Raw genomic sequence first — 24803 nt, forward strand, 5'->3', positions numbered from 1 at the left:
AAAAAATTAAATAACAAAACTCTTAATAACTTACAGTTGCTTCTTAACTATGTACTATAACTTAGAAGTACTTAGATGTGTAGCGTGTTTCGTGTTATAGTACGTAGTCAAGAAGCTGTCAAAGTGTATATAGAGTTTTGACTTTCAACTAAAACACGCACAAATATATCGATAAACGATCCTTATAAAGAAAGAGTAATATCTTTTCCGATCGGAGTGTATTTTGTGAACTTCACTCCTGCTGATTTAAGCATTCTCTTAGAAGCAATAACTGTTGGTGTATGTGCGTATTTATCATCCATGTAGATAATCTCTGCAATACCTTTTTGAATAATTGCCTTCGTACATTCATTACACGGGAAAAGAGATACATACACTTTTGAACCTTTAATATCAGAACCGGTGTAATTGAGTATGGCGTTAAGTTCAGCATGACAAACGTAGAAATATTTTGTATCAAGTGGATCACCTTCTCGCTCCCATGGGTATTCATCATCAGAGCAACCGTAAGGCATTCCATTATATCCAACAGATAGTATCTTATTATCTTGGCTAACAATACATGCGCCAACACTTGTACCAGGATCTTTACTTCTATTAGCAGATAACAAAGCTATCCCCATAAAATATGCATCCCAATTAATATAGTCTTGTTTCTTCATTAAGCACCTCCGCTAGAGTAGTTTTCATGCATATATTTTAACATTGAAATACACAATATGTAAATATACTTGATTAATATAGTGAAATAGTAAGTATTCCCTATTAGATTTAACTCTATTCAATTTACAGTAAAAAAGAGACGACTTTACATAAAGTTAACATTCAAAAAATATGAAGGTAACATTATAGGTGTAAATTATGTGGTGTAAGGAAGCGGTAACGAAACCAAAAGTTACCTTAAGTAGCAAAAGGGGCTACGAGTTAATCTTACATCATAAACTACATTTATAAAATGGAGGACAAAAACATGAGAATGAAGAGATTAGTAGCATTATGCATGGTGGGAGCGATGACATTAGCATTCGCTGGTTGCTCATCAAACAATGGAAAGAACAATGCAAAAGGAAATACAACAGAATCATCTGATTCAAATGGATCAACGGATGCGACAGACCAAACTTCAGACGATTCGTCAAACTTAAGTGGAACGGTAGTAATCACTGGTTCAACTTCAGTAGATAAAATCTTAAATGATATGATTGATGAATTCCAAGCGATGAATCCAGATGTAACTATTAACTATACAGGAACTGGTTCTTCAGCAGGTATTGCAGATACTTTAGCAGGTAGCAATGATTTAGGAGCATCATCAAGAGAAATGAAAGATGAAGAGAAAAAAGATAACTTAAAAGAAGTAGTATTTGCACATGATGGGATTGCGGTTGTTACAAGTCCAGCAAATCCTGTAACAGATATTTCTGTAGAAAACCTCGGAAAAATCTACAGTGGAGAAATCACTAATTGGAATCAAATAGGTGGAAATGATGCTCCTATCGTAGTAGTATCAAGAGAAGGCTCATCTGGTACTAGATCTGCTTTCGAAGAATTAATCAAATTAGAAGATTTAGGTGGATTAACAGATGATACATCAGTAGTAGAAGGAAATGGTAATGTTCAAATTTCAGTTGCTGGAAATGAAAATGCAATTGGTTATGTATCATTTTCATTCATCGATGAAACAGTTAAAGCACTTACAATAGAAGGTGTTGAAGCCACTGCTGAAAATGCAAAAGCTGGTACATATTCATTGTCAAGACCGTTCTTATTCGTTTATAACGAAGACAACTACACGCCTCAAACACAAGCATTTGTTGAATATGCAACTAGTGAAGAAGGCCAATCTTATGTAGAAGCACACGGAGGCATTAGGATAGATTAATATGAAAAAGAGAACGATACGCGAAAAAATAATTGAAACTTTATTTTTCCTATGTGCCATTATAAGCGTTATCAGTGTTATAGCAATCATAGTATTTGTATTCTCCAAAGGACTTAAACCGTTCTTTGGAGAAAATGCATACAGTTTTAAAGACTTCATAACTGGTGTTCGTTGGGACCCAGAGAATAACCAATATGGTGTATTCTATATGATAGTAGGATCTGTATTTGCTACAACTGGTGCGATTTTAATTGGTGTACCAATAGGATTATTAACAGCAGTATTTATAGCTGAAGTAGCACCAGAAAGCATAGTGAAGATTATCAAACCTGCAGTTGAATTACTTGCGGGTATTCCATCTGTTATTTACGGAGCATTTGGTATGGGTATCATCTTACCAATTATAGAGAAAATATCACCTCAGCCACAGGGACAGTCTCTGTTGGCAGTAATCCTTGTATTAACAATTATGATTTTACCTACTATTATTACATTATCAGAAAGTGCACTTCGTGCAGTACCAAAATCCTATCGTGAAGCTTCACTAGGATTAGGTGCTTCTAAGATGCAAACAATATTTAAAAGCGTTGTACCAGCAGCAAAATCAGGTATTTTATCTGCAACCGTATTAGGTATTGGTAGAGCAATTGGTGAAACAATGGCGGTTATGATGATTGCTGGTAATGCAATTGGTGGCATACCAACAAGTATCTGGGATAAAGTACGTCCATTGACAGTAAATATATCCATGGAGATGGGTTACGCTTCCGGAAGACATCAAGAAATGTTATTTGCAACTGGAGTTGTTTTATTCGTGTTTATCATGTTTGTTAATATAACAGTTATTCGTATTACTCGTAAAGCAGGTGAGAAATAATGAAAATGGAGAAAAACAGATCAAGAATAATTAAAGATGCAATAGGTAAGATTGTATTATATCTAGCTTCTGGAATAAGCGTAATGACATTGGTTGTCATTATAGGCTTTGTTTTCGTAAAAGGCTTGCCTGGAATTAATCTTAATTTCTTAACTAGAGATTGGCAGGATAAAACAACATTTGTTAAAGTAGAATTGGTAAACATTGAAGATACAGGTCTTGCAGATTCTTATATTGCATCCCTTGGTGCCTATGTGAAAAAAGATGCAGAAGGAAATTATTCTATTACAAAACTACAAAAAGACTCACCTCTTATAGATGCTAAGAATCTTAAAGGTGATGCGTATGAAGTTAAAGCAGATGATGTGATTACTAAGGTTGTTGCAACCAATGCAAAAGATTTAACATTAGAAGATTTAAACAAAGAACTTAATGATGCTGCGATGAATGGTGAAACGTTAAAACTTAAAGTTACACGTCCAGGTGGCGGTATTAAACCAATGATTGTATCGACTTTATATATTATACTATTATCTTTAGCAATTGCAGCTCCGATCGGTATATTATCAGCACTTTATCTTACAGAATATGCGAAGAAGGGTAAAATCTTAGGATTAATCCAATTTGCGATTCAGATGTTAGCAGGTATTCCTTCTATCATTTATGGTTTGTTTGGTATGTTAGTTTTTGTACAGATGTTTAAGATGCAATACTCTATATTAGCAGGTGCACTTACGTTAAGTATCTTATTGTTACCAACTATTATTTCAACGACATCGGAAGCTCTTAAAGCAATACCAAAGGGATATAGAGAATCCTCTCTTGGCCTAGGTGCTACCAAATTACAGACCAATTTCAAAGTCGTATTACCAAATGCGTTACCTGGTATCCTTGTAGCAATTATTTTAAGTATCGGACGTATTGTAGGGGAATCTGCAGCTTTAATTTGGACCGCAGGTACCATTGCACAGATTCCATCATCATTAACTGGTAATACAGCAAGTGCGGCAACATTAACTACGAAATTGTATCAAATACTGAAAGAAGAGGGTGATGTAGCGACAGCCTGTTCTATCGCAGTAATTATTATCTTATTAATTTGGTCACTTAATTTATTATCAAAATGGATTACAAAACGATTCACTGTAAAAAACTAAAATGGAAAAAGTAGCATATAGAAAAGGAGCTTATCAATGGAGAACAATGTAAAATTTCAAGTTCGTGATTTGGATTTATACTATGGTGATTTCCAAGCATTAAAGAAGATAAATATGGATATTATGAAGAACCAGATTACGGCATTCATTGGACCATCTGGCTGTGGTAAATCAACATTTCTTAAAACGATTAACCGTATGAATGATTTAGTAGAAGGAGTTCATATCGAAGGTACTATTCATATGGATGGAGTTAATATATACAAAGATATCGATGTAATTAATCTTCGTTCTAGAGTAGGTATGGTATTCCAACAACCGAATCCATTCCCTATGAGTATCTATGATAACGTAGCCTATGGCCCTAGAATTCATGGTATTAAGAAGAAGAGCCAATTAGACGAAATTGTAGAAAGAAGTCTTAAACAAGCAGCTATCTGGGATGAGGTTAAGGATAAATTAAAGAAGAATGCACAAGCAGTATCTGGTGGACAACAACAAAGAATCTGTATTGCAAGAACTTTAGCAGTAGATCCTGAAGTAATACTAATGGATGAACCAACATCTGCACTTGATCCAATTTCAACACTTAAGATAGAAGATTTAGCAGAAGAATTAAAGGATAAGTACACAATTATCATTGTTACGCATAATATGCAACAAGCGAGTAGAATTTCTGATAAAACCGCTTTCTTCTTGCATGGAGAAGTGATAGAATATGGAGAGACGAGTAAAATATTTAGTAATCCGAAAGAGCAAAAGACGGAAGACTACATTACAGGTCGATTTGGTTGATTACTTAGTTTTATGAATAAGAGTGCCATATGGATTCTCTTGAAAATATTACTAAAATCGTTTGATTAAAGGAGATAGGGTATGACGAGACATTTATTTATGCAAGAATTACGAGAATTAAATCAACATGTTATTCGTATGGGGAGCCTATTAGAGCAATCCATCAATGACGTTATTGTGGCGCTAGATAAAATAGATGCTTCACTTGCGAAAGAAATCATTAAAAATGATGATGCAATTGATGATTTAGAGCATCAAATTGAAAGAGAATGTATTACGATGATTGCAAAGCAACAACCATTAGCATCTGATTTACGTAAAGTTACTTCAATTATGAAGATTGTGACAGATGTAGAAAGAATAGCTGACCATTGTGCAGATATATCTGAATATATAATTTTATTAAGCGGACAAAACAATGTAATTGCTCCTAAGAACCTTAAAGAAATGGTTAATGTAATGAAGAGCATGGTAATTGAGACGATTGATAGCTTTGTAGAAGTAGATAGAGATAAAGCAAATAAAGTAATTGCAAAAGATGATATAGTAGATGATTACTTTGCTAGTATCAGTAATGAATTAACTGAAATTATGCAAGAAAATAAGAATGCGATTCCAGCCTGTGTTAGTTATCTAATGATTATCAAATATTTAGAGAGAATGGCTGATCACGCAACTAATATTGCAGAATGGATAGAATACATAATTACTGGTAAGATGATAGAGGGAAATTAGTAATTACGTTGCAATTACCATTTAGCAATTGTGCAGATAGTAAAGTGCGAGAAAGGAAGTAAGCTTATGAGTACGAAGACAATTCTGGCTGTTGATGATGAACCACATATTTTAGAACTGTTGCAATATAACCTAGAGAATGCAGGATATGAGGTAGTCAAGGCAGAAACTGGAGAGGAAGCGATGGATTATATTGAAAATCAATCATATGAATTCGCTGTTGTACTTCTTGATTGGATGTTACCAGGGATTGATGGCATTGAGGTTTTGAAACGAATTCGTATGAATGAGAAATATATGCATATACCAATCATAATGCTTACTGCTAAGAGCGATGAAATCAGTAAAGTAGTGGGACTAGAGATTGGTGCAGATGATTACTTAGCCAAACCATTTGGTGTGCACGAATTAATGGCAAGAATGAAAGCTGTTATGAGAAGAAGTGGTGGAGTGCAGCCAGTCACTTCAAATGAACAAGAAGAGATTATTAAGATTGATTCTTTAGTTATCAATAAAACGAGAAGAACCGTTGAGGTTGACGGTAAGAACGTGGACTTAGCATTAAAGGAATATGAATTATTATATCTACTAGCGAAAAACAAGGGAATTGTATTCACTAGGGAAAATCTTTTAGAGAAAATCTGGGGATATGATTATCTAGGAGAGACGAGAACAGTAGATGTTCATGTTCGAAATATACGAAAGAAAATAGAGAAAGATGATACCGCACCTACTTATATAAAGACTGTTCGAGGAATTGGCTATAAGTTTGGATGATGGGATACACGTCTTTGGTGTTAAACCATTAATGCGAAGGAGAGAGAAGTAGTGCAGAAGAAACTGATGTTTTCTTATTTGATTATTATTCTTGCAGCAGTAGGGATATCTATGTTCGCATCGTGGTCTAAAGGATATAGTTACCTTGATGAACGTACAAGAGAGTTTCATTTGAAGCAAGCTGAGATGTTGGCTGATACACTCTCTGATGCTAAGTTTGAATCATATGAAATATTTGTAGAAAAATATAGTCAAAAATATGGAATACGAATCACGATTATTAATAAAGATGGAGAGGTTCTTGCTGATTCCGAAACAACAGAACCTTTAGAAAACCATTCAACAAGGGAAGAAGTTATTCGTGCTCTTAATGAGGAACATGTTTCTATAATTCGTTATTCTAAAACAATGGGGCAGAAGTATGCATATAGTGCAGTACCAATTCATAATGAAAATTTGGATGGTGTAATGCGTATTTCTTTACCAGTATCTGAAATGACATCTTTGGATAGAAGTTTAGTCGGTACGATTATAGTAACGGTAATTTTCTGTATGCTAGGAGCAACATTACTAGCAGTGCTATTCACAAGGAATTTATCAAAACCAATAGATGATATTACGAAAGCTGCAGAAGGGATTTCTTCTGGTGATTACGAGACAAAAATTTATTCGAATGATACACAACAGATAGGACGTTTAGCAGAAGCATTTAACAGTATGAGTGATACTCTTAATACAAATATACGCGCACTTAAGAGAAGAAATATTGAATTCGATGCTATGTTAAAGAGTATGGCAAGTGGTGTTATCGCTATCGATAATAATGATATGGTTATGTTCACCAATGATATATTCGGTCAAATGGTGGAGTGTAGCAAAGATGAGATTGAGAGACAGCCGTTCTATACATTCATGAGAAATGCGGTATTATTCCAAATTGTTACTCAGGTACGTGAAACAAAAGAAACAGTAATGCGAGAAGGAACGATTGCTTTAGCAGATGAAAAGATATTTCGTGTTACCGCAACTCCGTTGTTAAGAGAAGATGAAAAGGATCTAGGAATCTTATTAATACTTGAAGATATTACCCAGATTCGTAAATTAGAGAATATACGTCGAGATTTTGTATCTAATGTTACACATGAACTTAAGACACCACTAACTTCTATTCGGGGATTTGTGGATACTTTAAAAGCAGGAGCGATTAAAGAGGAACGAGTAGCTGTTCGCTTCCTTGATATTATTGATATTGAATCAGAGCGACTATCAAGTTTAATCAATGACATCTTATTATTATCTGAGATAGAATCAAAAAAGGATAATGAAGTGGTTCCTTGTAATATGAATACTGTAATTAGCGATGTAATTGAATTACTACAACCTAAAATTGCGGATAAGAATGTAACGATTATCTATGAGCCAAAATCAGATATAGAAGATTATCCAGCAAATGTGGATCGTATGAAGCAATTATTAATAAATATACTCGATAATGCAGTGAAATATACAGAAGTTGGAACTATTACGATCCAATGTGAAGAGAAGAATAATAAATTGCTAATAAGCGTTGCTGATACAGGAATTGGTATGGAAGAAGAGCATCTAGACCGTATCTTTGAACGTTTTTATCGCGTGGATAAAGGACGCTCAAGAAAGATGGGAGGCACTGGTCTTGGATTATCAATTGTAAAACATATTGTGGAACGCTACAATGGAACAATCAAGGTAGAAAGTAAGTTAAACCAAGGTACTAAGTTTACTATTTATTTACCATATTAGCACGACAGAGTAGTATTGGTAAAAAGCGTAAATTGCCAAGAGTAAATAATATCCCATTTGTCTTTGCTTTTTTTTATTAAAATTTTTATTGAGTAAAATGGATTTGAGAGTCAAAAGGTCAAGTATTAGGAGGATGAAGCAAATGAAAATGAAAAGGTTTTTAAGTATTGTTTTGAGTTTAGTTTTAGTTTTTGCACTAAGTGCGTGTGGTAAGGACAACCAAGATTCGAAAAATCAAGAGACAGAAACAGCAACTTCAACAGATACATCAACGGATACAACAGATACAACACCAGATACATCTTCAGCCGATTATACATTAATTAAAGATGGAACACTTAGCGTAGGTGTAGAAATTGGTTACCCACCTTTTGAAGATTTTGCAGAAGATGGTGTAACACCAATTGGTTATGATATTGATTTTGCTAATGCTCTTGCTGAGAAGATGGGAGTTGAAGTGAATTTCATTAACACAGCTTGGGATGGAATCTTTAAAGGTATTGGAACAAATTATGATGTAGTAATTTCAGCAGTAACGATTGATCCGGAAAGAAAAAAATCAATGGATTTTTCAGATCCTTATATCGACAGTTATCAAGCAATTGTTGTTCCTAAAGATAGTAAAATTACTATTAGTAGTTTAAACGATCTTAATGGCAAATCAGTTGCTCTACAGAAGGAAACAACATCAGATGTGCTTATTACTGATATGATTGATACAGGAACTATTGATGCAACCGTAGTGGCAAATGAGAAAGTAATTACTTGCTTTACACAATTAACAAATGGAGAAGTTGATGTTGTTCTTTGTGATAGTACAGTAGCAGATGGTTATGTAGCATCTAACCCAGATAAGTATGTAAAAATATTTGAAGATAATACATCACCTGAACAATTTGGTGTTGCAATAGAAAAAGGTAATACTGGATTGCAAGCAGCTATTAACGCAGCAATAGCAGAATTAAAGGAAGAAGGTTTCTTTGATAGTAATATTGAAAAATGGTTTGGAGCAGGTGAATAAGACAAATGATAAAAGTAAAGAAGACTTTTAAAACAATCGTTAACATCAAAGAGTGGGAGAAAAACACAAAACAATTTTTCGGGACCATTTTTATTGCTTTTTTGATAATGACAGTATTTGCGTGCTTGAAGCCTTCAAAGTCAGAACTTATGAATAGTGCTACAGAAGTAGTAGAAAAAGCAATGAAAGATGATGAAGGGAAAACAAGGAAAGAGCTTACAGTAACATATAATAACTTATATTTTATTAATTACTGTTCTTTTGAAACTGCTGGTGCTAATGCAATCAGCGAAAAATATCTAGGCTTTGCTGGACAGATATATAATGCAGATGAAGGAGCAGCAAATGTTGCTGGACGTCTTGTTAATTATACATATCGTATGCTTGGATGCGGACAAGGAGTGTTATATGGTGCCAAACTAACAATATTCTTAACAACTGCATCTGTGCTATGCGGATTTATCTTAAGTATTTTCTTAGCATTAGGTAAGATATCTAAGAGTAAGCTGTTAAGCAAGCTATGTGGTGGGTACATATTTTTCTTCCGTGGAACACCACTGATGATTCAGATATTTGTAATCTATCTAGCGATACCAGGGATGATTCCGGGTTTCAATTGGAGAGGATTATTTAGTGACGGTGATCCCGATGCAGTATTCAAAGGAGCGTTCGTAGCCGCTTTTATAGCCTTTACATTGAATACGGCAGCATATTGTGCAGAAATTGTACGTGCGGCTATTCAATCCATTGATAAAGGGCAATTTGAAGCAGCTAAAGCGTTAGGCATGAGTTACGGACAGACAATGAAGCTTATTGTTATTCCACAATCTATTCGTAGATTGATACCACCAGTTTGTAATGAATTTATAATGGTTCTAAAGGATGTGTCCTTAGTATTTGTAATTGGTCTAATGGATATAACGACTATATCAAAGACGATTGCATCTTCAGGTTCGTATCTAGTTTTCATTCCTGCACTGGTTATTTACCTGCTAATAACTGCATTCTTTACATTTATCTTCAACAAGGTTGAGAAGAAGTTCTCTGTTTATGAATAGGAAGGAGTGTGGTTGTTAGATGGAAATGATACGTACAGAAAATATATGTAAGAATTTTGGTGATTTGAAAATCCTTAAGGATGTATCCTTAACAGTAAATCAAGGTGAGGTAGTTGTTATTATAGGGCCGTCGGGGGCTGGTAAATCTACTTTCTTAAGAGCATTAAATCACTTGGAGAAGGCAACTTCAGGTAAAATCTATATCGAAGAACAATTATTAGATGATAGAAAGAAAGAAATTAATCATTCTCCTTTATCTAAGAAAGAGAAGAACGAATTGCTTCTAAAGATGGGAATGGTTTTTCAAAGATTCAATCTATTCCCTCATAAGACAGCGTTAGAGAATGTTATGATTTCCCCAATTAATGTTAAGGGAATGAGTAAGGAAGAAGTAGAGCCAATGGCTAGAGAATTATTAACTCGCGTTGGTTTGGCTGATAGAATGGATGCGTATCCAAGTAAATTATCTGGCGGGCAACAACAACGTGTAGCTATTGCAAGAGCATTAGCAATGCAACCACAGATTATGTTATTTGATGAGCCAACTTCTGCACTTGATCCAGAACTAGTTGGTGACGTATTGAATGTTATGCAAGATTTAGCAAAAGAAGGTATGACAATGATATGCGTAACCCATGAGATGGGATTTGCAAAAGACGTGGCTGATAGAGTAGTGTTTATGTATGATGGAAGTATCCTTGAAGAAGGAACTCCGAAAGAAATATTCACTAACCCAAAAGAAGAACGAACAAAGGCATTCTTACAAAGTGTGTTATAAAGTATACATAGAATAAAAGAAAGAGGCTGTTACAAAATAGAAAAGGGTGTTGCAAAGTTTACTCAAATAGTATCTTGCAACCCCCTCTGCTATTTTGTAGCAGCCTCTTTGTATGTTTCTGATCCGCTTAACTGATAAAGTTTCTCAATATAAACGTTCTAGTATTACTTAAATATTAAAATCGGAAGCCTTAGATCTTCGTTTGCGTATACAAAAATCAATCAAAAATAAAATTAAACTTCCTAGTAAAACGAGACTGACAATTCCAATAGCACAGTACATAAAATACTCTTCTGGCAGAAGGTTGATTATTGGATCTGTTGACGGATCAAACAACCAATCATCGTTTCGAAACACAAGTTTATGAAAGAGTAGGAATGTCTTTTCAAAGTTGAGAGCTGTAGCAATTCCAACTATGGCAGGTAATACAATAATGGTAATAGCAGAGGTTCGTAAATAAGAGGTATCATGTTGTTTCTTTTTGTGTAGAATAATAAATAGTAGTAAAATACCTGTAATCGCTGCAATGTAATAAAAAGAAACAAAGATTACTTTAGTCTCAACAAAATGACTTGTACCACTTTCTGAGGAATCTAGAGAAGGAAATGACAGTTCACCTTTATAAAATGGAGAGCAATAATCTATAAGTGCGTCATAATTTTCAATTATGGTTTCTCGGTCTAAACCAGAAACTTTCTCAAGCTGCAAATGATCAATACTATTATAGTAGAGTGGTCTTGCATTTAATATAATGATAACTGAGATGGATATGAAGAATAAAGTAAATACTACCCCTATTATAATATTCGATATTTTGAATGATGAGTGTTTTTTATTAATAGTGTCCATATAAGCTCCTTTTGATTGTCGATAGAGCAATTGCGAGTTTTCGTTTTCTCTTCGATTATACGAATATCGCAATTACTAGTGATTAGATATTTGAATAATATGGATGATATCATATATGGAAAACACAAGTCAAGGAGTTGGGACAAACACTGCTAGGATTTGCATAAATTGAGAAGAAGTGCTATAGTAGTATTTTAGATTACATGCAAATCTTCACGTTTAAGAGTTTTGCGGTTCTAATTTATTAATAAATCCCCAGTATATTTATCGTTAATTGTAGCGTTGAAAACACTGTAGGGGGATTTTCATACATTTATCTTATTAGCTATGTTTTGGAAAGGAGCATAATATATATGACTAAAATTGATATTATATCAGGATTTTTAGGAGCTGGTAAAACAACTCTAATTAAGAAACTCATAGAAGAAGCTTTCAAAGGTGAAAAGCTAGTTTTAATTGAAAATGAATTTGGTGAAATTGGCATCGATGGTGGTTTCTTAAAAGAAGCTGGAATCGAGATTACTGAGATGAATTCAGGGTGTATCTGTTGTTCATTAGTTGGTGACTTTGGTACAGCTCTACAAGAAGTAATTACAAAATACTCTCCAGAAAGAATTATTATCGAACCTTCAGGAGTAGGTAAATTATCAGATGTAATTAATGCTGTTAAGAAAGTGAAAGACCAAAATGATTCAATCGTATTGAATAGTTTTACAACAGTTGCTGATGTGAATAAGTGTGGTATGTACATGAAAAACTTCGGTGAGTTCTATAATAACCAAGTAGAAAATGCCAATACCATTATTCTTAGCCGTACACAAACAACAACGGAGAAGAAACTAGATACATGTGTTAAAGCATTAAAAGAACATAATCCAGATGCAGTTATTATTACAACTCCATGGGAAGACATCACTGGAGAAACTATCCTAAAAGCAATGGAAAGAAAGACTGACCTTGCAGAAGAATTATTAAATAGCGAAGAAATCTGCCCAACATGTGGACGCCATCGTGGTGAAGGACATCATCGTGGTGAAGGACATCATCATGACCATGACCATGGATGCTGTGGACATGGCCATCATGAAGACCACGATCACGAATGCTGCGGAGGACACGGTCATCACGAAGACCATGACCATGAATGCTGTGGACATGACCATCATCATGATCATGAAGGACATCATCATGCAGATGATGTATTTACAAGTTGGGGTGTAGAAACACCACAAAAATATGAAGAAGATGAATTAAAAGATATTCTTGAAAAACTTTCAGGATCAGATGCTTATGGTATGGTTTTACGTGCGAAAGGTATCGTGCCAAGTACAGACAATTCCTGGTTACATTTTGACTTAGTACCAGGTGAATTTGAAGTTCGCCATGGAGCTGCTGATTACACAGGTAGATTATGCGTAATTGGTGCGAAATTGAAGATAGATGATATTGAAAAGCTATTCCATATTGCTTAATCTAGAGTATGTGTTAGGACAATATGAGGTAGGAAGATAGGTTGGAAAGGAGCTTGTTTGTTGATATGGCAGAGATACCAGTATACGTAATATCTGGATTTCTTGAAAGTGGTAAAACTACATTTCTTTCAGAAACAATCCGTGATGAAGATTTTCTAGATGGAGGACTTTCTCTTCTCATAACTTGCGAAGATGGAGAAGAAGAGTATGATGATAAAGAATTAGAACAGTTAAATGTAAAAAAAGTCATAATTGAAGAGGAAGAAGATTTAACAGAAGAATTGATGCTTGAACTTCAAAAAAACTATCATCCTGCTCGTGTATTAATTGAATATAATGGTATGTGGAAAGTGGAACGTTTGATTAATGAAGTACTTCCAAATCCATTTACTGTTGTTCAGATTATTACATTAGTTGATGCAACGACATTTGAAGTGTACATGAATAATATGCGTTCTATTATGGCAGAACAATTTAAAATGACAGATATGGTAATCTTCAATCGCTGTACAGATAAGACAAACCAATCCTTCTGTAGAAGAAATGTGAAGGCTGTTAATCGTCGTGTACAAGTGTATTTTGAAGGATTTAACGGTGAAGCGATTGAGGAAGAACCGGAGGAATTACCTTTTGATATCAATGCTCCTATTATAACATTAGAGGATGAAGATTTTGGACTTTGGTACATGGATGCTCTAGATAACTTAGATAATTATGTAGGAAAAACAATCAAGTTCCGAGGTTATGTATATAAACCAGATCGATTCCCAAAAGGAGTATTAGTTCCGGGAAGATTTGCAATGACATGTTGTGCAGATGATGTTGCTTTCATTGGATTTATCTGTAAGTACGAAGGTGCAGAACATTTTGTAAGTAAGCAATGGGTTAATGTTACTGCAACAATCGGTAAAGAATTTCAGAAAGAATATAAAAGCGAAGGACCAGTGCTTTATGCAAAGAGTATTGCATTAACTGGAGAACCAAAAGAAAAGTTAGTTTACTTTAGCTAAGTCTTGAACTATCTTTGAATAAGTTAAAAGGTTATAACAGAACTTAAAATAAGTGCTACACGAGCGTTAGGATACAACAATTGTAACTTAACGCTCGTTTTATGTAGACAATACAGCTTTGGTCTGGACTATTACACTCTATTAGCATAGAATATATATGATAATTGAAGAAATTTCAGCCAATATATTTAAGGTGAGTTTGAGTGTAGCGATAAGATGTTTTTGTACTGCGTATTACAATAACACCTTGATAGTAACAATCATAGTGGTCTTTTAGATGCCAGCGATTGATTAATTCATTTGTAGGAATATAGGTGTAGGAACCTAATGTGGAAGGGTCCATGAATATAATTGAAGTATCACTGTAGCCACATGCAACTACGTAATGACCATTATCCCAGGAGTTTCTATAATCAATAGAGGTATCCGCCCAGGCCTGAATCATTAGAATAACAGGAAGGCCTTGAACTAGAAAATCCTTCAATTTATCAATACTTACGTATTCGTAGAAGTTAGCCTCGTAGGAAAGAAAATGGCAAAGTCGTAGAATATCTCTAAAGTCTGTACCGTGTATTGGAATAGAGTGAAGTTCTTTCGAAAGATAGTCTTCTTGGTATTCATCTAGATAGTAGCCAAGTACACATTGTAAGGCAGCGGGGCCACAAGTATATGAGGTTGCTTGTCTGCATTTTGGAACAGGAATAATATAAGTTTTCATACCTCTCCTTGATAGATTAATGATTTAATTCAATATATGATACAAGCTATCTTAGATATGCATAGAGAGAAATATAATATAGGATATAAGTTTTATGGATAGAAAGGGAGTAGAAAATGTTAATAAGAGATGGAAAAATAGAAGACTACAATGCTGTGGAGAAAATAGCAAAACAAGTTCATGAATTACATGTTGGTTTTAGACCAGACATCTATCATTTGGTAGAAACAGTAATTGATGAGTATACATACAGTGAGTATATCAACACAAAAAGTATTATAGTAGCTGAGCAAGAACAAAAGATAGTGGGCTATATGATTAGCTATGTACGGGAAATAAGTTCACCAATGTTGAAGGGACGAAAAGTACTATTTATCGATAGCATTGCAGTTTTGGATGAACATAGAAGAGAAGGAATCGGATCAAAATTATTAGAATATGCAAAGAATTATGCAAAGGACAATGAATTACAAGCAGTAGAACTACAAGTGAATGCCAAGAATAAAAACGCATATCATACTTATAGTAACAATGGATTTATAGAAAAATCAATTAACATGGAGTTTAAATTATAGACAGTGAATGAGGTTGTAGTTTCTATTTTATTAATTAATAGGTGAAGGAGAGATAAATTGTTAGAGATTAAATTAATTCAATTAGAGGTGTCGAAAAAAGATAATCTATTTATTGAAGCAAGTGAATTCTGTAAAAAGTATGGGATAGAGCTAAATCAAGCAGATAATAAGTCACAGATTTTCGGCTTATATAATCCAGAATTATGTGGTATTGCAATTAACAAAGATAAGGATAAGGATTCTCTAGAAATCATAACTTTCTTCGTAACTGCTGGCAAGGAGATAGAAGAAGTTTTTTTATGGTATATCCTTAAATTCAATCAATATAATTATAACAGTATTTTCTGTAATACAGATATAGATACTAACTTATTAAAACAATTTGGATTTGATAACAACCTTATTAAGTCTAACAACAAGCAAATAGAAAACCCACAAGATATAATAATACGTCTTGAAAATGAAAAGGATTATAGACAAACGGAAGAACTAACTAGAAGTGCATTCTGGAATGTATATAATCCTGGGTGTAATGAGCATTTCATCTTGCATGAGTTAAGAAGAAAGGACACATATTTACCAGAATTGCATTATGTTGCTGAACATAAAGGAAAAGTGATTGGTAGTATCGTGTATTGTAAAGGAAAGATTGTAGACGAGTATGGAAAGGTTCATGAGGTAATCGGTTTTGGACCAATTAGTGTAAATCCAGAATATCAACGAGATGGAATTGGTTCTATGTTAATTAATCATACTAAGAAAAGAGCTAAAGAAATGGGCTTTGTAGCAATTCTTATATGTGGAAATCCTGATTATTATCATCGTTTTGGATTTAGAAGTGCGTCAGAGTATGATATTACTTTGTCAGATGGTAGCAGTTTCGATGCATTTATGGTTCTAGAATTAGAAGAGGGAGCTTTGAAGGAGCTTTCGGGCAGATATTATGAAGATGATGTATTTCATAATGCATCAAATGCAGAATTTCAAGAATATGATAAACAATTTGAGAAGAAGGTTATGGTTAAGACACCAACACAATTATAATAGACTTTTAATTAATAAGAATAAGTTATATCTAATTGAACAATTTTTAATGAATTGTATACTTGAGATTTGAGGATTAATGTAGTATAGTATCAGTAGAGATTCGTATGACTGGCGGAAAATGGGAGCACCCATAGGGAGTACGAATAATATAAAAGCCGACCGCCTGGGCAACCACACTATTTTGGTTACCTGGGCGGTTTTTCTATATCCATTGGAAAATTCAAGAATAATTTACCGAGGGGAGTCTAGTTAACATATAGCTACATGATTAACAGAAAAATCAGAAATTATAAGGCATTTTCTAATACACTCTATAAACCAAATAAACGATAGAAATAAGCCTTGGTAGACAAGATGTGTGGAACCATAGACGTAACAAAACAAATAGTTAGGTAAAAGGAGAGAGAACATGAGAGCATTAATTAGTGTATCAGACAAAACAGGTATTGTAGAATTTGCAAAGGAACTTGTAAGCCTTGGTATTGAAATTATTTCAACAGGTGGTACGTATAACAAGTTAAAGAGTGAAGGAATTCCTGCAATTGAGATTTCTGAGTTAACTGGCTTTCCTGAGTGTTTAGACGGTCGAGTAAAGACGTTACATCCAATTGTACACGCTGGGTTATTAGCAATGCGTAGTAAACCAGAACATATGAAACAACTAGAAGATCTGAATATCGAAACAATCGATATGGTTGTTGTAAATTTATATCCTTTCAAAGCAACAATCTTAAAAGATGGCGTTACAAGAGAAGAAGCAGTTGAAAACATTGATATCGGAGGGCCAACTATGCTTCGTAGTGCAGCTAAGAACTATCAAGATGTTGCAGTAGTAGTTGATCCTAGAGATTACGAAACTGTATTAAAAGAGCTAAAAGCAGATAAGCAAGTATCTCTTGATACAAAGTTCTACTTGATGCAAAAAGTGTTCATGCATACCTCAAACTATGATACAATGATCGCTGATTACTTAAAGAAGGAAAGAAACGATCATGAACTTCCTGAAACATTAACAATGACATTCGAAAAAGTTCAAGATATGAGATATGGTGAAAATCCACATCAAAAAGCAGCGTTCTATAGAGAGATTGGCAAGAAAGTAGGATCAATCGCAGATGCTGTTCAATTAAATGGTAAAGAATTATCCTTTAACAACATCAATGATACAAACGGCGCACTTGAATTATTAAAAGAATTCACAGAGCCAACAGTAGTAGCTTGTAAACATGGAAATCCATGTGGTGTAGGTAGTGATGAAAATATTGTTGTTGCTTGGGATAAAGCATTTGATGCAGATAAAGTTTCTATCTATGGTGGTATCGTAACTCTAAACCGTGAAGTTACTTTAGAACTTGCTGAAAAGATGAAACCAGTTTTCCTTGAAGTATTAGTAGCACCAAGTTATCAAAAAGAAGCTCTTGAATTGCTTCAAACTAAGAAAAACTTACGTGTACTTGAATTAAAAGATATCGAAGTACCACAAGATAAGAACGCATATGACCTTAAGAAAGTGAATGGGGGCTTAATCGTTCAAACAATAGATAGCGAATTATTAAATGAAGAAGACCTTAAAGTAGTTACTGACCGTGCTCCATCTGAAAAAGAAATGGAAGACATGAGATTCGCATGGAAAGTAGTTAAGTTTGTTAAATCTAACGGTATTGCACTAGCAAAGGATAAACAAACTATTGGTATTGGACCTGGTCAAGTAAATCGAGTTTGGTCAACAAAACAATGTATCGAGCATGCAGAAGAATTAATTAGTGCTGATGCAACAAAAGGTGCTGTATTAGCATCAGACGCATTCTTCCCATTTGATGACTGTGTAGAAGCAGCGCACCAAGCTGGAATTACAGCAATTATTCAACCAGGTGGATCAATCCGTGATGAAGATTCTATTAAGAAATGTAATGAGTACGGAATCGCAATGGTATTCACGGGAATGAGACATTTTAAACATTAATTAACAAGTGATTTAGATATATAATAGAACAACTTTCTTATGTAGCATAGAAGTATTGTGTGCTACAGGAAAGTTGTTTTTTTATCCTTTGTTTTGGTTGAGTGATATGGACTTATGTTATATAATAATAATGAAACACAAATATTACCAATAAACAGGAAGGAAAATAAATGGGGAAAAAGAAACTATTACGAATAGTGGCATTAATTAGTATACTTGTTTTAGTAGGGTGTAAATCAAATGATAAAACAAATAGAAAAAGTGATGATGTAGAAGATAATTCAGGAGTCACAGTAGAAGATACAAAAGACGTTACAGCTGAAGAAACTACAGAACAAGAAGTTATATTGTGTTATTGGGATGCAATGGATATGAAGTTATATAGGAATACTGTGAAGATGGAAAATCCAACACCAGAAAAAGCACTACAATTATTAACAGAAAAGTCTGAAGCTACAGGTATGGCTAGTAGATTACCAGATAAGATGATTATTGATGAAGTTGTGATAGATGAAGATAAGATTGCTACAGTAAATGTAACCGTAGATGAAGAAGATATGGGGAATTATTCGTCATCATGTTGGGCGGAAGCCATGGTAAATACCATTGTGCATACATTGATAGAAAACGAAATTTTTGGTATTGATAAAGTCGCATATGATGACACCTTGAATGAGATAACTACCTTTGTTGATGATATATATTTTGAGCTAAAAGATGGAGAAATCGTGACATTGGATATGAAATAATATATTGTGTGATAATGAGTAAAATTACTACAGTGAGGTTAGTTATGTATAAAATCATGATTATTGAAGACGATGCGAAGCTAAGAGAACAGATGAGTCAAATTCTTTTAGGATATGGATTTCAAGTAGTAGCAGTGCAAGATTTTCATAAAGTAGAAGAAGAATTTCTAGATAGTAAACCAGATTTGCTCATATTGGATATTAATCTACCTTACTATGATGGAAATTATTATTGTAGAATATTTCGCAGACATAGCAATGTTCCTATTATTATAGTATCAGCAAGGAACAGCGAGATGAGTCAAATCCTAAGTATTGAACTAGGAGCTGATGATTACATAGTAAAGCCATTTCCTTTGGAACTGTTTATAGCAAAGGTTAATGCAATGATACGAAGAACTTATGGAGATTATGCACAGGATACTGCAAATGCAGAAATTGCTACTAAGGGTAAACTAGCAGTAGGTAGCCTACAATTAGATGAGAAAAGTTTTAAAATCACTTCAGGTGGTAATGTAATAGAACTTAGCAAGAATGAATTCAAGTTGATGAAAGCTTTCTTAACGAAACCAAACGAAGTATTAACAAGAGAAGAATTATTAGAGGAATTATGGGATCAAAGTGATTTTGTAGATGATAATACACTAACTGTGAATATCACTCGATTAAGAGGTAAATTATCAGAATTAGGGTACGCTGATTGTATTAAGACAAAACGTGGAGTTGGATACGTGTTTGATATATAAGAAATATAAGGTGTGATAAAGGTTTCAATTAATGAATCTAGAGCTAAGAAAGGATTGGTAGTTATTCTAAAAGAAAAAGATATATTTCGAATGTTTGCAAAACGAATATGTATGGATACCATCTTTTATTTTACTGCGCCGATCCTGATTACGGTATTCTACAAGCTAAGTACAGGGAAACCAGTTGAGTTGCTTTATCCATATAGTATTGCTGTAACAATCTATTGTATATGGATGTTTGCACGTTACATATCGTATAGAAACTTCTATCATAGTCTTTATAAGATGGAGAAAAATTGTGCTTATAAGGGACAGTTTATGAAGGAGGATGAAATCAGAATAAATCGTGCTTTCAATCAGGTTCATAAACAATATCTTCAAGATATCAAAAAAATGGAGGTTGAAGGCGAAGAAAACAGAAGATTTCTATCAGCTTGGATTCATAGTATGAAAACTCCTATAACAGTTCAGGATCTAATTATTCAACGCCTTAATCGTGAAGAACTGGACGAGAAGACAGCCATTCAAGATATAATGGTTGAGAATACGAAATTGTTGTCGAGTTTAGATATGGTCCTTGCTATGATCCGCCTACAGGAGTTTGCCAAGGATTATAAACCCGAAGAATTTGATTTAGAGAACGAGATAAATCAAATTATTAATGACAACAAGCGATTATTCATCTATTCAAGTGTATTTCCTAAGGTGGTTAACGAATGCAATGATAGTGAAAGTACGAAGGTCTTATCTGATCGCAAATGGAATCGCCACATGTTGGAGCAGATTATTTCCAATGCTGTGAAATATTCTAAAGAAGAAGGCGTGGTAAAGAATATTGTATTTCGGCTTGCTAAAGAGGGGAAAAAGTCAGTACTTTATGTGGAAGACGAAGGAATCGGTATTGAAGAGACAGATTTAGCAAGAGTATTTGAACCTTTCTTCACAGGAGAAAATGGAAGGAATGGTAGAAACTCCTCAGGAATTGGACTTTATTTTTGCAAAGAGATTAGTGAACATATACAGTGTGAGTTAAGCATTGAATCTAAGATTTCAAAAGGTACAATAGTTAAGGTTGTTTATCTAAATTATCCAAGTGATGTATTAAATTCATTATGAATAAAAGAAGAATAAGGTCAGAATATTTATACAGTAGCATTGTATTAGTAGTTAATTAGATGGTGAGTGATAAATTGACATGTATGGTCTAGAGAGATAGGGATAAGAAAGCTTACAATATTGTAAGCTTTCTTTAGTTAAATCGATGTTACATAATGAGAAAAAACTGTATTATAAGTATATCGAAAGACAGTGATGAACCCAATAATTTGACTTATATGAATGTAGTGCAATTCTTATAATACAAGGAGGAGCTAACAAGATGAGCGTATTAGAGGCAAAGCAAATAACAAAGATATATGGTGATGCAAAAAGTGAGAGTTCTACAAAAGCTTTGAATGGAATTGATTTTCGAGTTGATGAAGGTGAATTTGTTGCAATTATGGGACCAAGTGGTAGTGGTAAATCTACACTTGTCAGCATATTAAGTGGAATTACAGAGCCAACAACAGGAAGTATTGATATTGGTGGAAAACGAATTGATCAGATGGATCGATTTGAGATGGCGCTGTTTCGAAGAAGGAGTTTGGGATTTGTATTCCAAGAGTTCAATCTATTAGATAGCCTAACGATTAAAGAAAATATCATATTGCCTATGGTGTTAGATAAGAAAGAAACTACCAAGATGAATGCTAAGGCAGCAGAAGTCATGAAGTTGTTTGATATTGAAAATATTGCGGATAAATATCCTTATGAAATCTCAGGAGGACAACAACAAAGAGCAGCCGTATGCCGTTCGCTTGTCAATGATCCTGTTATGGTGTTCGCAGATGAGCCTACAGGTAATCTAGACTCTAAGTCTGCCAATGCGGTTATGAATTGCTTCAAGAAAATGAATGAGGAGAAGAACACTACCATACTCATGGTTACTCATGATGTATTCGCAGCTAGTTTCTGCAAGAAAGTAATCTTTATCAAAGATGGAAGAATTTATCTAGAAGTAGCAAGCAAGGGAACAAGAAAAGAATTTTTTAACCGAATCCTAGATTGTCAAGCTGCCCTAGGAGGTGAGAATAATGACTTTTAGGGACGTTGCTATTAAGAATTTTAGGAAGAATATACGAAATTATTTTGCCTACTTCTTGTGTAGTAGTTTTAGCATAATGTTATTCTTCATGTATACAACAATGCTATTTAATGAAAGTCTTGCAGATGCCAATCAGATAGAGGTGCTTCAATATGTATTCCCTATCACATTAGTTGCAATCGGAGCATTTTCTATTTTCTTTATCAGCTATGCTCATAGAACCTTTTTAAAATGGCGTAATATGGAATTTGGAATCTATATGAGCCTTGGAATGAATGAAAAGGATATCAAAAACTTAGTGTTAGTAGAGAATGTGTTAATAGCAGGCGGTTCAATGATTGTTGGGATTTTAATAGGAACCTTGTTATCTAGATTGTTTCAGATGGTTGTCTTATCTATGATGGAGATCGATGATATTAAGTACCAGTTATCATTTACATCCTACCTTGTTACAATAGGAGTTTATCTGGTTATTTTTGCAATTGTATTAGTAGAAACGAATATTAAGATGAAGAAGATGAACATCGGTAATCTACTAAAAGATGCTAGAAAAAAAGAAGGACGAAAGTATAGGAAGAAAGATACGGTACTTGGTATATTAGGTTTCATAATCATGGTGGTAAGTATTATATCTGTAGCAATCATTGCGTCTAATGATAAATGGAACTCTAATCCTGTAATTCTTGCTGTATATATGATTGTATCATTTATTGGTTTATATATGGCACTTAGCTATGGTGGGAACTACGTAATTCATCTGTTTAAGAAGGGAAAGAACTATTACAAAAATCTAGTAACGATTACACAGATTCATCATAAATTTAATCAGAACAAAAAGATTATCTATATCTTAAGTATCTTAAGTACCATGACAATATTTCTTGTAGCATCTCCATTTGCATTATTAAGATTATCAGAGGACATTGCATTAATGAATCCCTATAGTCTAGAACTTATTGAAGGTAAGGAGGCTTATGATATTAGTGGAGAAGAATTAAGAAATAGATTTGCTTCATATGATATCAATAAATCTTTAGAAATTCCATTCCTTAAAGGGGAGATTAGGGTTAGTGGAGAGGAAGAAACATTAGAAAAACCAATCATGTCTGTTACTGATTACAATCAAATAGTAGAACAAAATATAGAGTTAGATGAGGGAGAAGTAATTCAATATATAATTGACTGGACACCAGGACTGCACGGAGTTGTTCCAGGAGAAGAGTACGAAATACTTGTAGGGGAGACAAGTGTCAAAGTAATAATGACGGATTCGATACGTGCGCCATGGAATATAGTTGCTTTTGGAAATGACGGTATTATTGTTATGAATGATACAGATTATGAGAAGTTTAAAGAAGTGGTTAGCAGCGAGTATCAATATTGCTACCATGGACTTGTGTTTGAAGACTGGAAGAAGTCTGGTGAGAGTGTTCTTACCCTGAAAGAGAAACTAGAAGAGAAGGCGGAGTATCCAATTAAGTCTACTATTACAGACTACGATGAGTTAAAGAATGGTTATTCGGTATTCTTATTCGTAACAACAGTGCTTGGCATCCTATTCTTTGTTGCAAGTGGAAGCGTATTGTATTTTAAACAGTTTTCAGAGATTGAGGAGCTTAAGAAAACCTTCTATCAGATGTTTAAGATTGGAATAACACAGAAGGAAATTAGCCATATTATAAGTAAGGAGCTATTGGTTATATTCTACTTGCCTTTGGTATTCGGAAGTTATATGGGCGTATCGCTTATTTATTTAATGACATTTATCGTAGGTGGAGGCGATATTATTAAACAGTTTCTTCAGACTGCTAGTGTTGTAATTGGATTGTACTTTGTACTACAAAGCATATTCTTTTTTATTACTAGGAGAAAATATATGGTAGAGCTTATCAGGTAACTTATTTACATTCATTAGTAGATTGCATTACGTAAAATTATGTATCATGTATCGGATAAATGCATAGACATAGATTGTATATGAGAGGTACAATTGAGCTAGTAATAAGACACTTAAATTATATACTGATTAATAATGATGAACACAGCAAAGAGACTACGATTATATTAGATTGATCATGGAGGGGGTTAATAATGAAGTCAAAGAAAATGAATGTAGTATGTATTATGTTAGCGGTATTACTAATTGTGGTATCTGGCTTATACATTAACGAAAAGCTAACGGATTCTAAAAGTGAAGAAGCTGTATCTACGAATGTTACAAACCAAGAGAATAAAGAAGATAGCGCTACGGAAAGTGAAGAAGAGACGACTACAACAAATCAAGAAAAAGTAGATTATAGTGACTTCTTAAATAGTGAACAAGGCTGGGCATTTAAATCAAAATGTTTTGAGTTCCTTAAGTCATATCTTGCTGGTGATGAAGCTTATATTAAGAGTAGTTTAGTTAAGCAAGAAGATATCTACGCATATGGTCATACATTTGACCAATTACAGTATATGGAGTTTAGGTTTATAAATTATGACGAAGCAACGAAAACGGCTAACGCAGACTACATTTTGGAACCAGAAAGCGAAGATAGTTTCGATTATTTGGATTTGACTTTACAATTAATTGATGGGGAATGGAAAGTTCTGTCCTATGGATTAGAAAAATAACTGTTCTATAACAAACAACAAAGAGGTGGAGAAAACGTTCTCCACCTCTTTATATG

Annotated in this window: 24 protein-coding genes and 1 riboswitch; of the genes, 21 read left to right on the forward strand and 3 right to left on the reverse strand. The window is 33.9% G+C overall.

What is annotated here, in order from left to right; all coding sequences use genetic code 11:
• Positions 1–182: 182 nt before the first annotated feature.
• Entirely contained in the window at positions 183–662 is a 480-nt protein-coding gene (locus ACW2QF_RS02780) for a deoxycytidylate deaminase (protein WP_455714470.1), read from the reverse strand.
• A 308-nt stretch (positions 663–970) separates the two neighbouring features.
• Between ACW2QF_RS02780 and ACW2QF_RS02785 the strand changes: the two genes are divergently transcribed.
• The 10 genes from ACW2QF_RS02785 (at position 971) to ACW2QF_RS02830 (ending at position 10859) form a co-directional block, all read left to right on the forward strand.
• The gene (locus ACW2QF_RS02785) at positions 971–1882 is read left to right on the forward strand and encodes a phosphate ABC transporter substrate-binding protein PstS family protein (RefSeq protein WP_455714471.1); all 912 of its coding nucleotides are present in this window, start codon (positions 971–973) and stop codon (positions 1880–1882) included.
• Position 1883: 1 nt separating this feature from the next.
• Positions 1884–2759: a phosphate ABC transporter permease subunit PstC gene (gene pstC, locus ACW2QF_RS02790; protein ID WP_455714472.1), complete on the forward strand. Its 876-nt coding sequence runs from the start codon at positions 1884–1886 to the stop codon at positions 2757–2759.
• Positions 2760–2764: 5 nt separating this feature from the next.
• Positions 2765–3916 (forward strand): phosphate ABC transporter permease PstA, encoded by a 1152-nt coding sequence (gene pstA / locus ACW2QF_RS02795; protein WP_455714473.1) that lies wholly within the window; start codon positions 2765–2767, stop codon positions 3914–3916.
• 36 nt (positions 3917–3952) lie between these two features.
• Complete coding sequence (gene pstB / locus ACW2QF_RS02800) at positions 3953–4711, forward strand: phosphate ABC transporter ATP-binding protein PstB (protein ID WP_455714474.1); 759 nt, start codon at positions 3953–3955, stop codon at positions 4709–4711.
• An 81-nt stretch (positions 4712–4792) separates the two neighbouring features.
• A complete protein-coding gene (phoU, locus tag ACW2QF_RS02805; RefSeq protein ID WP_455714475.1) occupies positions 4793–5446 on the forward strand; it encodes a phosphate signaling complex protein PhoU in 654 nt (217 codons plus the stop codon).
• A 66-nt stretch (positions 5447–5512) separates the two neighbouring features.
• Positions 5513–6223, forward strand: coding sequence for a response regulator transcription factor (locus ACW2QF_RS02810; RefSeq protein WP_455714476.1), 711 nt, complete (start codon positions 5513–5515; stop codon positions 6221–6223).
• A gap of 51 nt (positions 6224–6274) precedes the next feature.
• Entirely contained in the window at positions 6275–8002 is a 1728-nt protein-coding gene (pnpS, locus tag ACW2QF_RS02815; protein ID WP_455714477.1) for a two-component system histidine kinase PnpS, read from the forward strand.
• Positions 8003–8144: 142 nt separating this feature from the next.
• Entirely contained in the window at positions 8145–9023 is an 879-nt protein-coding gene (locus ACW2QF_RS02820) for a transporter substrate-binding domain-containing protein (protein ID WP_455714478.1), read from the forward strand.
• Between the two features lie 5 nt (positions 9024–9028).
• Positions 9029–10081, forward strand: coding sequence for an amino acid ABC transporter permease (locus ACW2QF_RS02825; RefSeq protein WP_455714479.1), 1053 nt, complete (start codon positions 9029–9031; stop codon positions 10079–10081).
• Between the two features lie 19 nt (positions 10082–10100).
• Positions 10101–10859 carry an amino acid ABC transporter ATP-binding protein gene (locus ACW2QF_RS02830; protein ID WP_455714480.1) on the forward strand — a complete coding sequence of 253 codons (759 nt, stop codon included), beginning with the start codon at positions 10101–10103 and terminating at the stop codon, positions 10857–10859.
• 168 nt (positions 10860–11027) lie between these two features.
• Here the strand turns inward: ACW2QF_RS02830 and ACW2QF_RS02835 are convergent, their stop codons facing one another.
• On the reverse strand, positions 11028–11708 hold the full coding sequence (locus ACW2QF_RS02835; RefSeq protein WP_455714481.1) for a TIGR01906 family membrane protein: 681 nt from the start codon (positions 11706–11708) through the stop codon (positions 11028–11030).
• Between the two features lie 353 nt (positions 11709–12061).
• Here ACW2QF_RS02835 and ACW2QF_RS02840 point away from each other — a divergent pair, with 353 nt between their 5' ends.
• Both ACW2QF_RS02840 and ACW2QF_RS02845 read left to right on the forward strand, forming a co-directional pair.
• A complete protein-coding gene (locus ACW2QF_RS02840) occupies positions 12062–13180 on the forward strand; it encodes a GTP-binding protein (RefSeq protein WP_455714482.1) in 1119 nt (372 codons plus the stop codon).
• 65 nt (positions 13181–13245) lie between these two features.
• A complete protein-coding gene (locus ACW2QF_RS02845; RefSeq protein WP_455714483.1) occupies positions 13246–14190 on the forward strand; it encodes a TIGR03943 family putative permease subunit in 945 nt (314 codons plus the stop codon).
• A gap of 175 nt (positions 14191–14365) precedes the next feature.
• Here ACW2QF_RS02845 and ACW2QF_RS02850 read toward each other — a convergent pair whose 3' ends face one another.
• Positions 14366–14908, reverse strand: coding sequence for a C39 family peptidase (locus ACW2QF_RS02850; RefSeq protein ID WP_455714484.1), 543 nt, complete (start codon positions 14906–14908; stop codon positions 14366–14368).
• A 116-nt stretch (positions 14909–15024) separates the two neighbouring features.
• Between ACW2QF_RS02850 and ACW2QF_RS02855 the strand changes: the two genes are divergently transcribed.
• The 9 genes from ACW2QF_RS02855 to ACW2QF_RS02895 all read left to right on the forward strand — a co-directional run bounded on the left by ACW2QF_RS02855 (position 15025) and on the right by ACW2QF_RS02895 (position 24747).
• Positions 15025–15483 (forward strand): GNAT family N-acetyltransferase, encoded by a 459-nt coding sequence (locus tag ACW2QF_RS02855; RefSeq protein WP_455714485.1) that lies wholly within the window; start codon positions 15025–15027, stop codon positions 15481–15483.
• 57 nt (positions 15484–15540) lie between these two features.
• On the forward strand, positions 15541–16527 hold the full coding sequence (locus ACW2QF_RS02860) for a GNAT family N-acetyltransferase (protein WP_455714486.1): 987 nt from the start codon (positions 15541–15543) through the stop codon (positions 16525–16527).
• Between the two features lie 97 nt (positions 16528–16624).
• A riboswitch (ZMP/ZTP riboswitch) is annotated at positions 16625–16706 on the forward strand.
• 233 nt (positions 16707–16939) lie between these two features.
• Complete coding sequence (gene purH, locus ACW2QF_RS02865) at positions 16940–18493, forward strand: bifunctional phosphoribosylaminoimidazolecarboxamide formyltransferase/IMP cyclohydrolase (RefSeq protein WP_455714487.1); 1554 nt, start codon at positions 16940–16942, stop codon at positions 18491–18493.
• A 170-nt stretch (positions 18494–18663) separates the two neighbouring features.
• On the forward strand, positions 18664–19242 hold the full coding sequence (locus ACW2QF_RS02870; protein ID WP_455714488.1) for a GerMN domain-containing protein: 579 nt from the start codon (positions 18664–18666) through the stop codon (positions 19240–19242).
• A 44-nt stretch (positions 19243–19286) separates the two neighbouring features.
• Positions 19287–19988 carry a response regulator transcription factor gene (locus ACW2QF_RS02875; RefSeq protein WP_455714489.1) on the forward strand — a complete coding sequence of 234 codons (702 nt, stop codon included), beginning with the start codon at positions 19287–19289 and terminating at the stop codon, positions 19986–19988.
• A 12-nt stretch (positions 19989–20000) separates the two neighbouring features.
• Complete coding sequence (locus tag ACW2QF_RS02880; RefSeq protein ID WP_455714490.1) at positions 20001–21104, forward strand: sensor histidine kinase; 1104 nt, start codon at positions 20001–20003, stop codon at positions 21102–21104.
• A gap of 262 nt (positions 21105–21366) precedes the next feature.
• A complete protein-coding gene (locus ACW2QF_RS02885) occupies positions 21367–22131 on the forward strand; it encodes an ABC transporter ATP-binding protein (protein WP_455714491.1) in 765 nt (254 codons plus the stop codon).
• Positions 22121–24028, forward strand: a complete 1908-nt coding sequence (locus ACW2QF_RS02890) for an FtsX-like permease family protein (RefSeq protein WP_455714492.1) — start codon at positions 22121–22123, stop codon at positions 24026–24028. Before ACW2QF_RS02885 ends, ACW2QF_RS02890 begins: the two co-directional genes overlap by 11 nt.
• A 194-nt stretch (positions 24029–24222) precedes the next feature.
• A complete protein-coding gene (locus ACW2QF_RS02895; protein ID WP_455714493.1) occupies positions 24223–24747 on the forward strand; it encodes a hypothetical protein in 525 nt (174 codons plus the stop codon).
• Positions 24748–24803 lie beyond the last annotated feature (56 nt).

The organism is Anaerosporobacter sp., assembly GCF_965301125.1.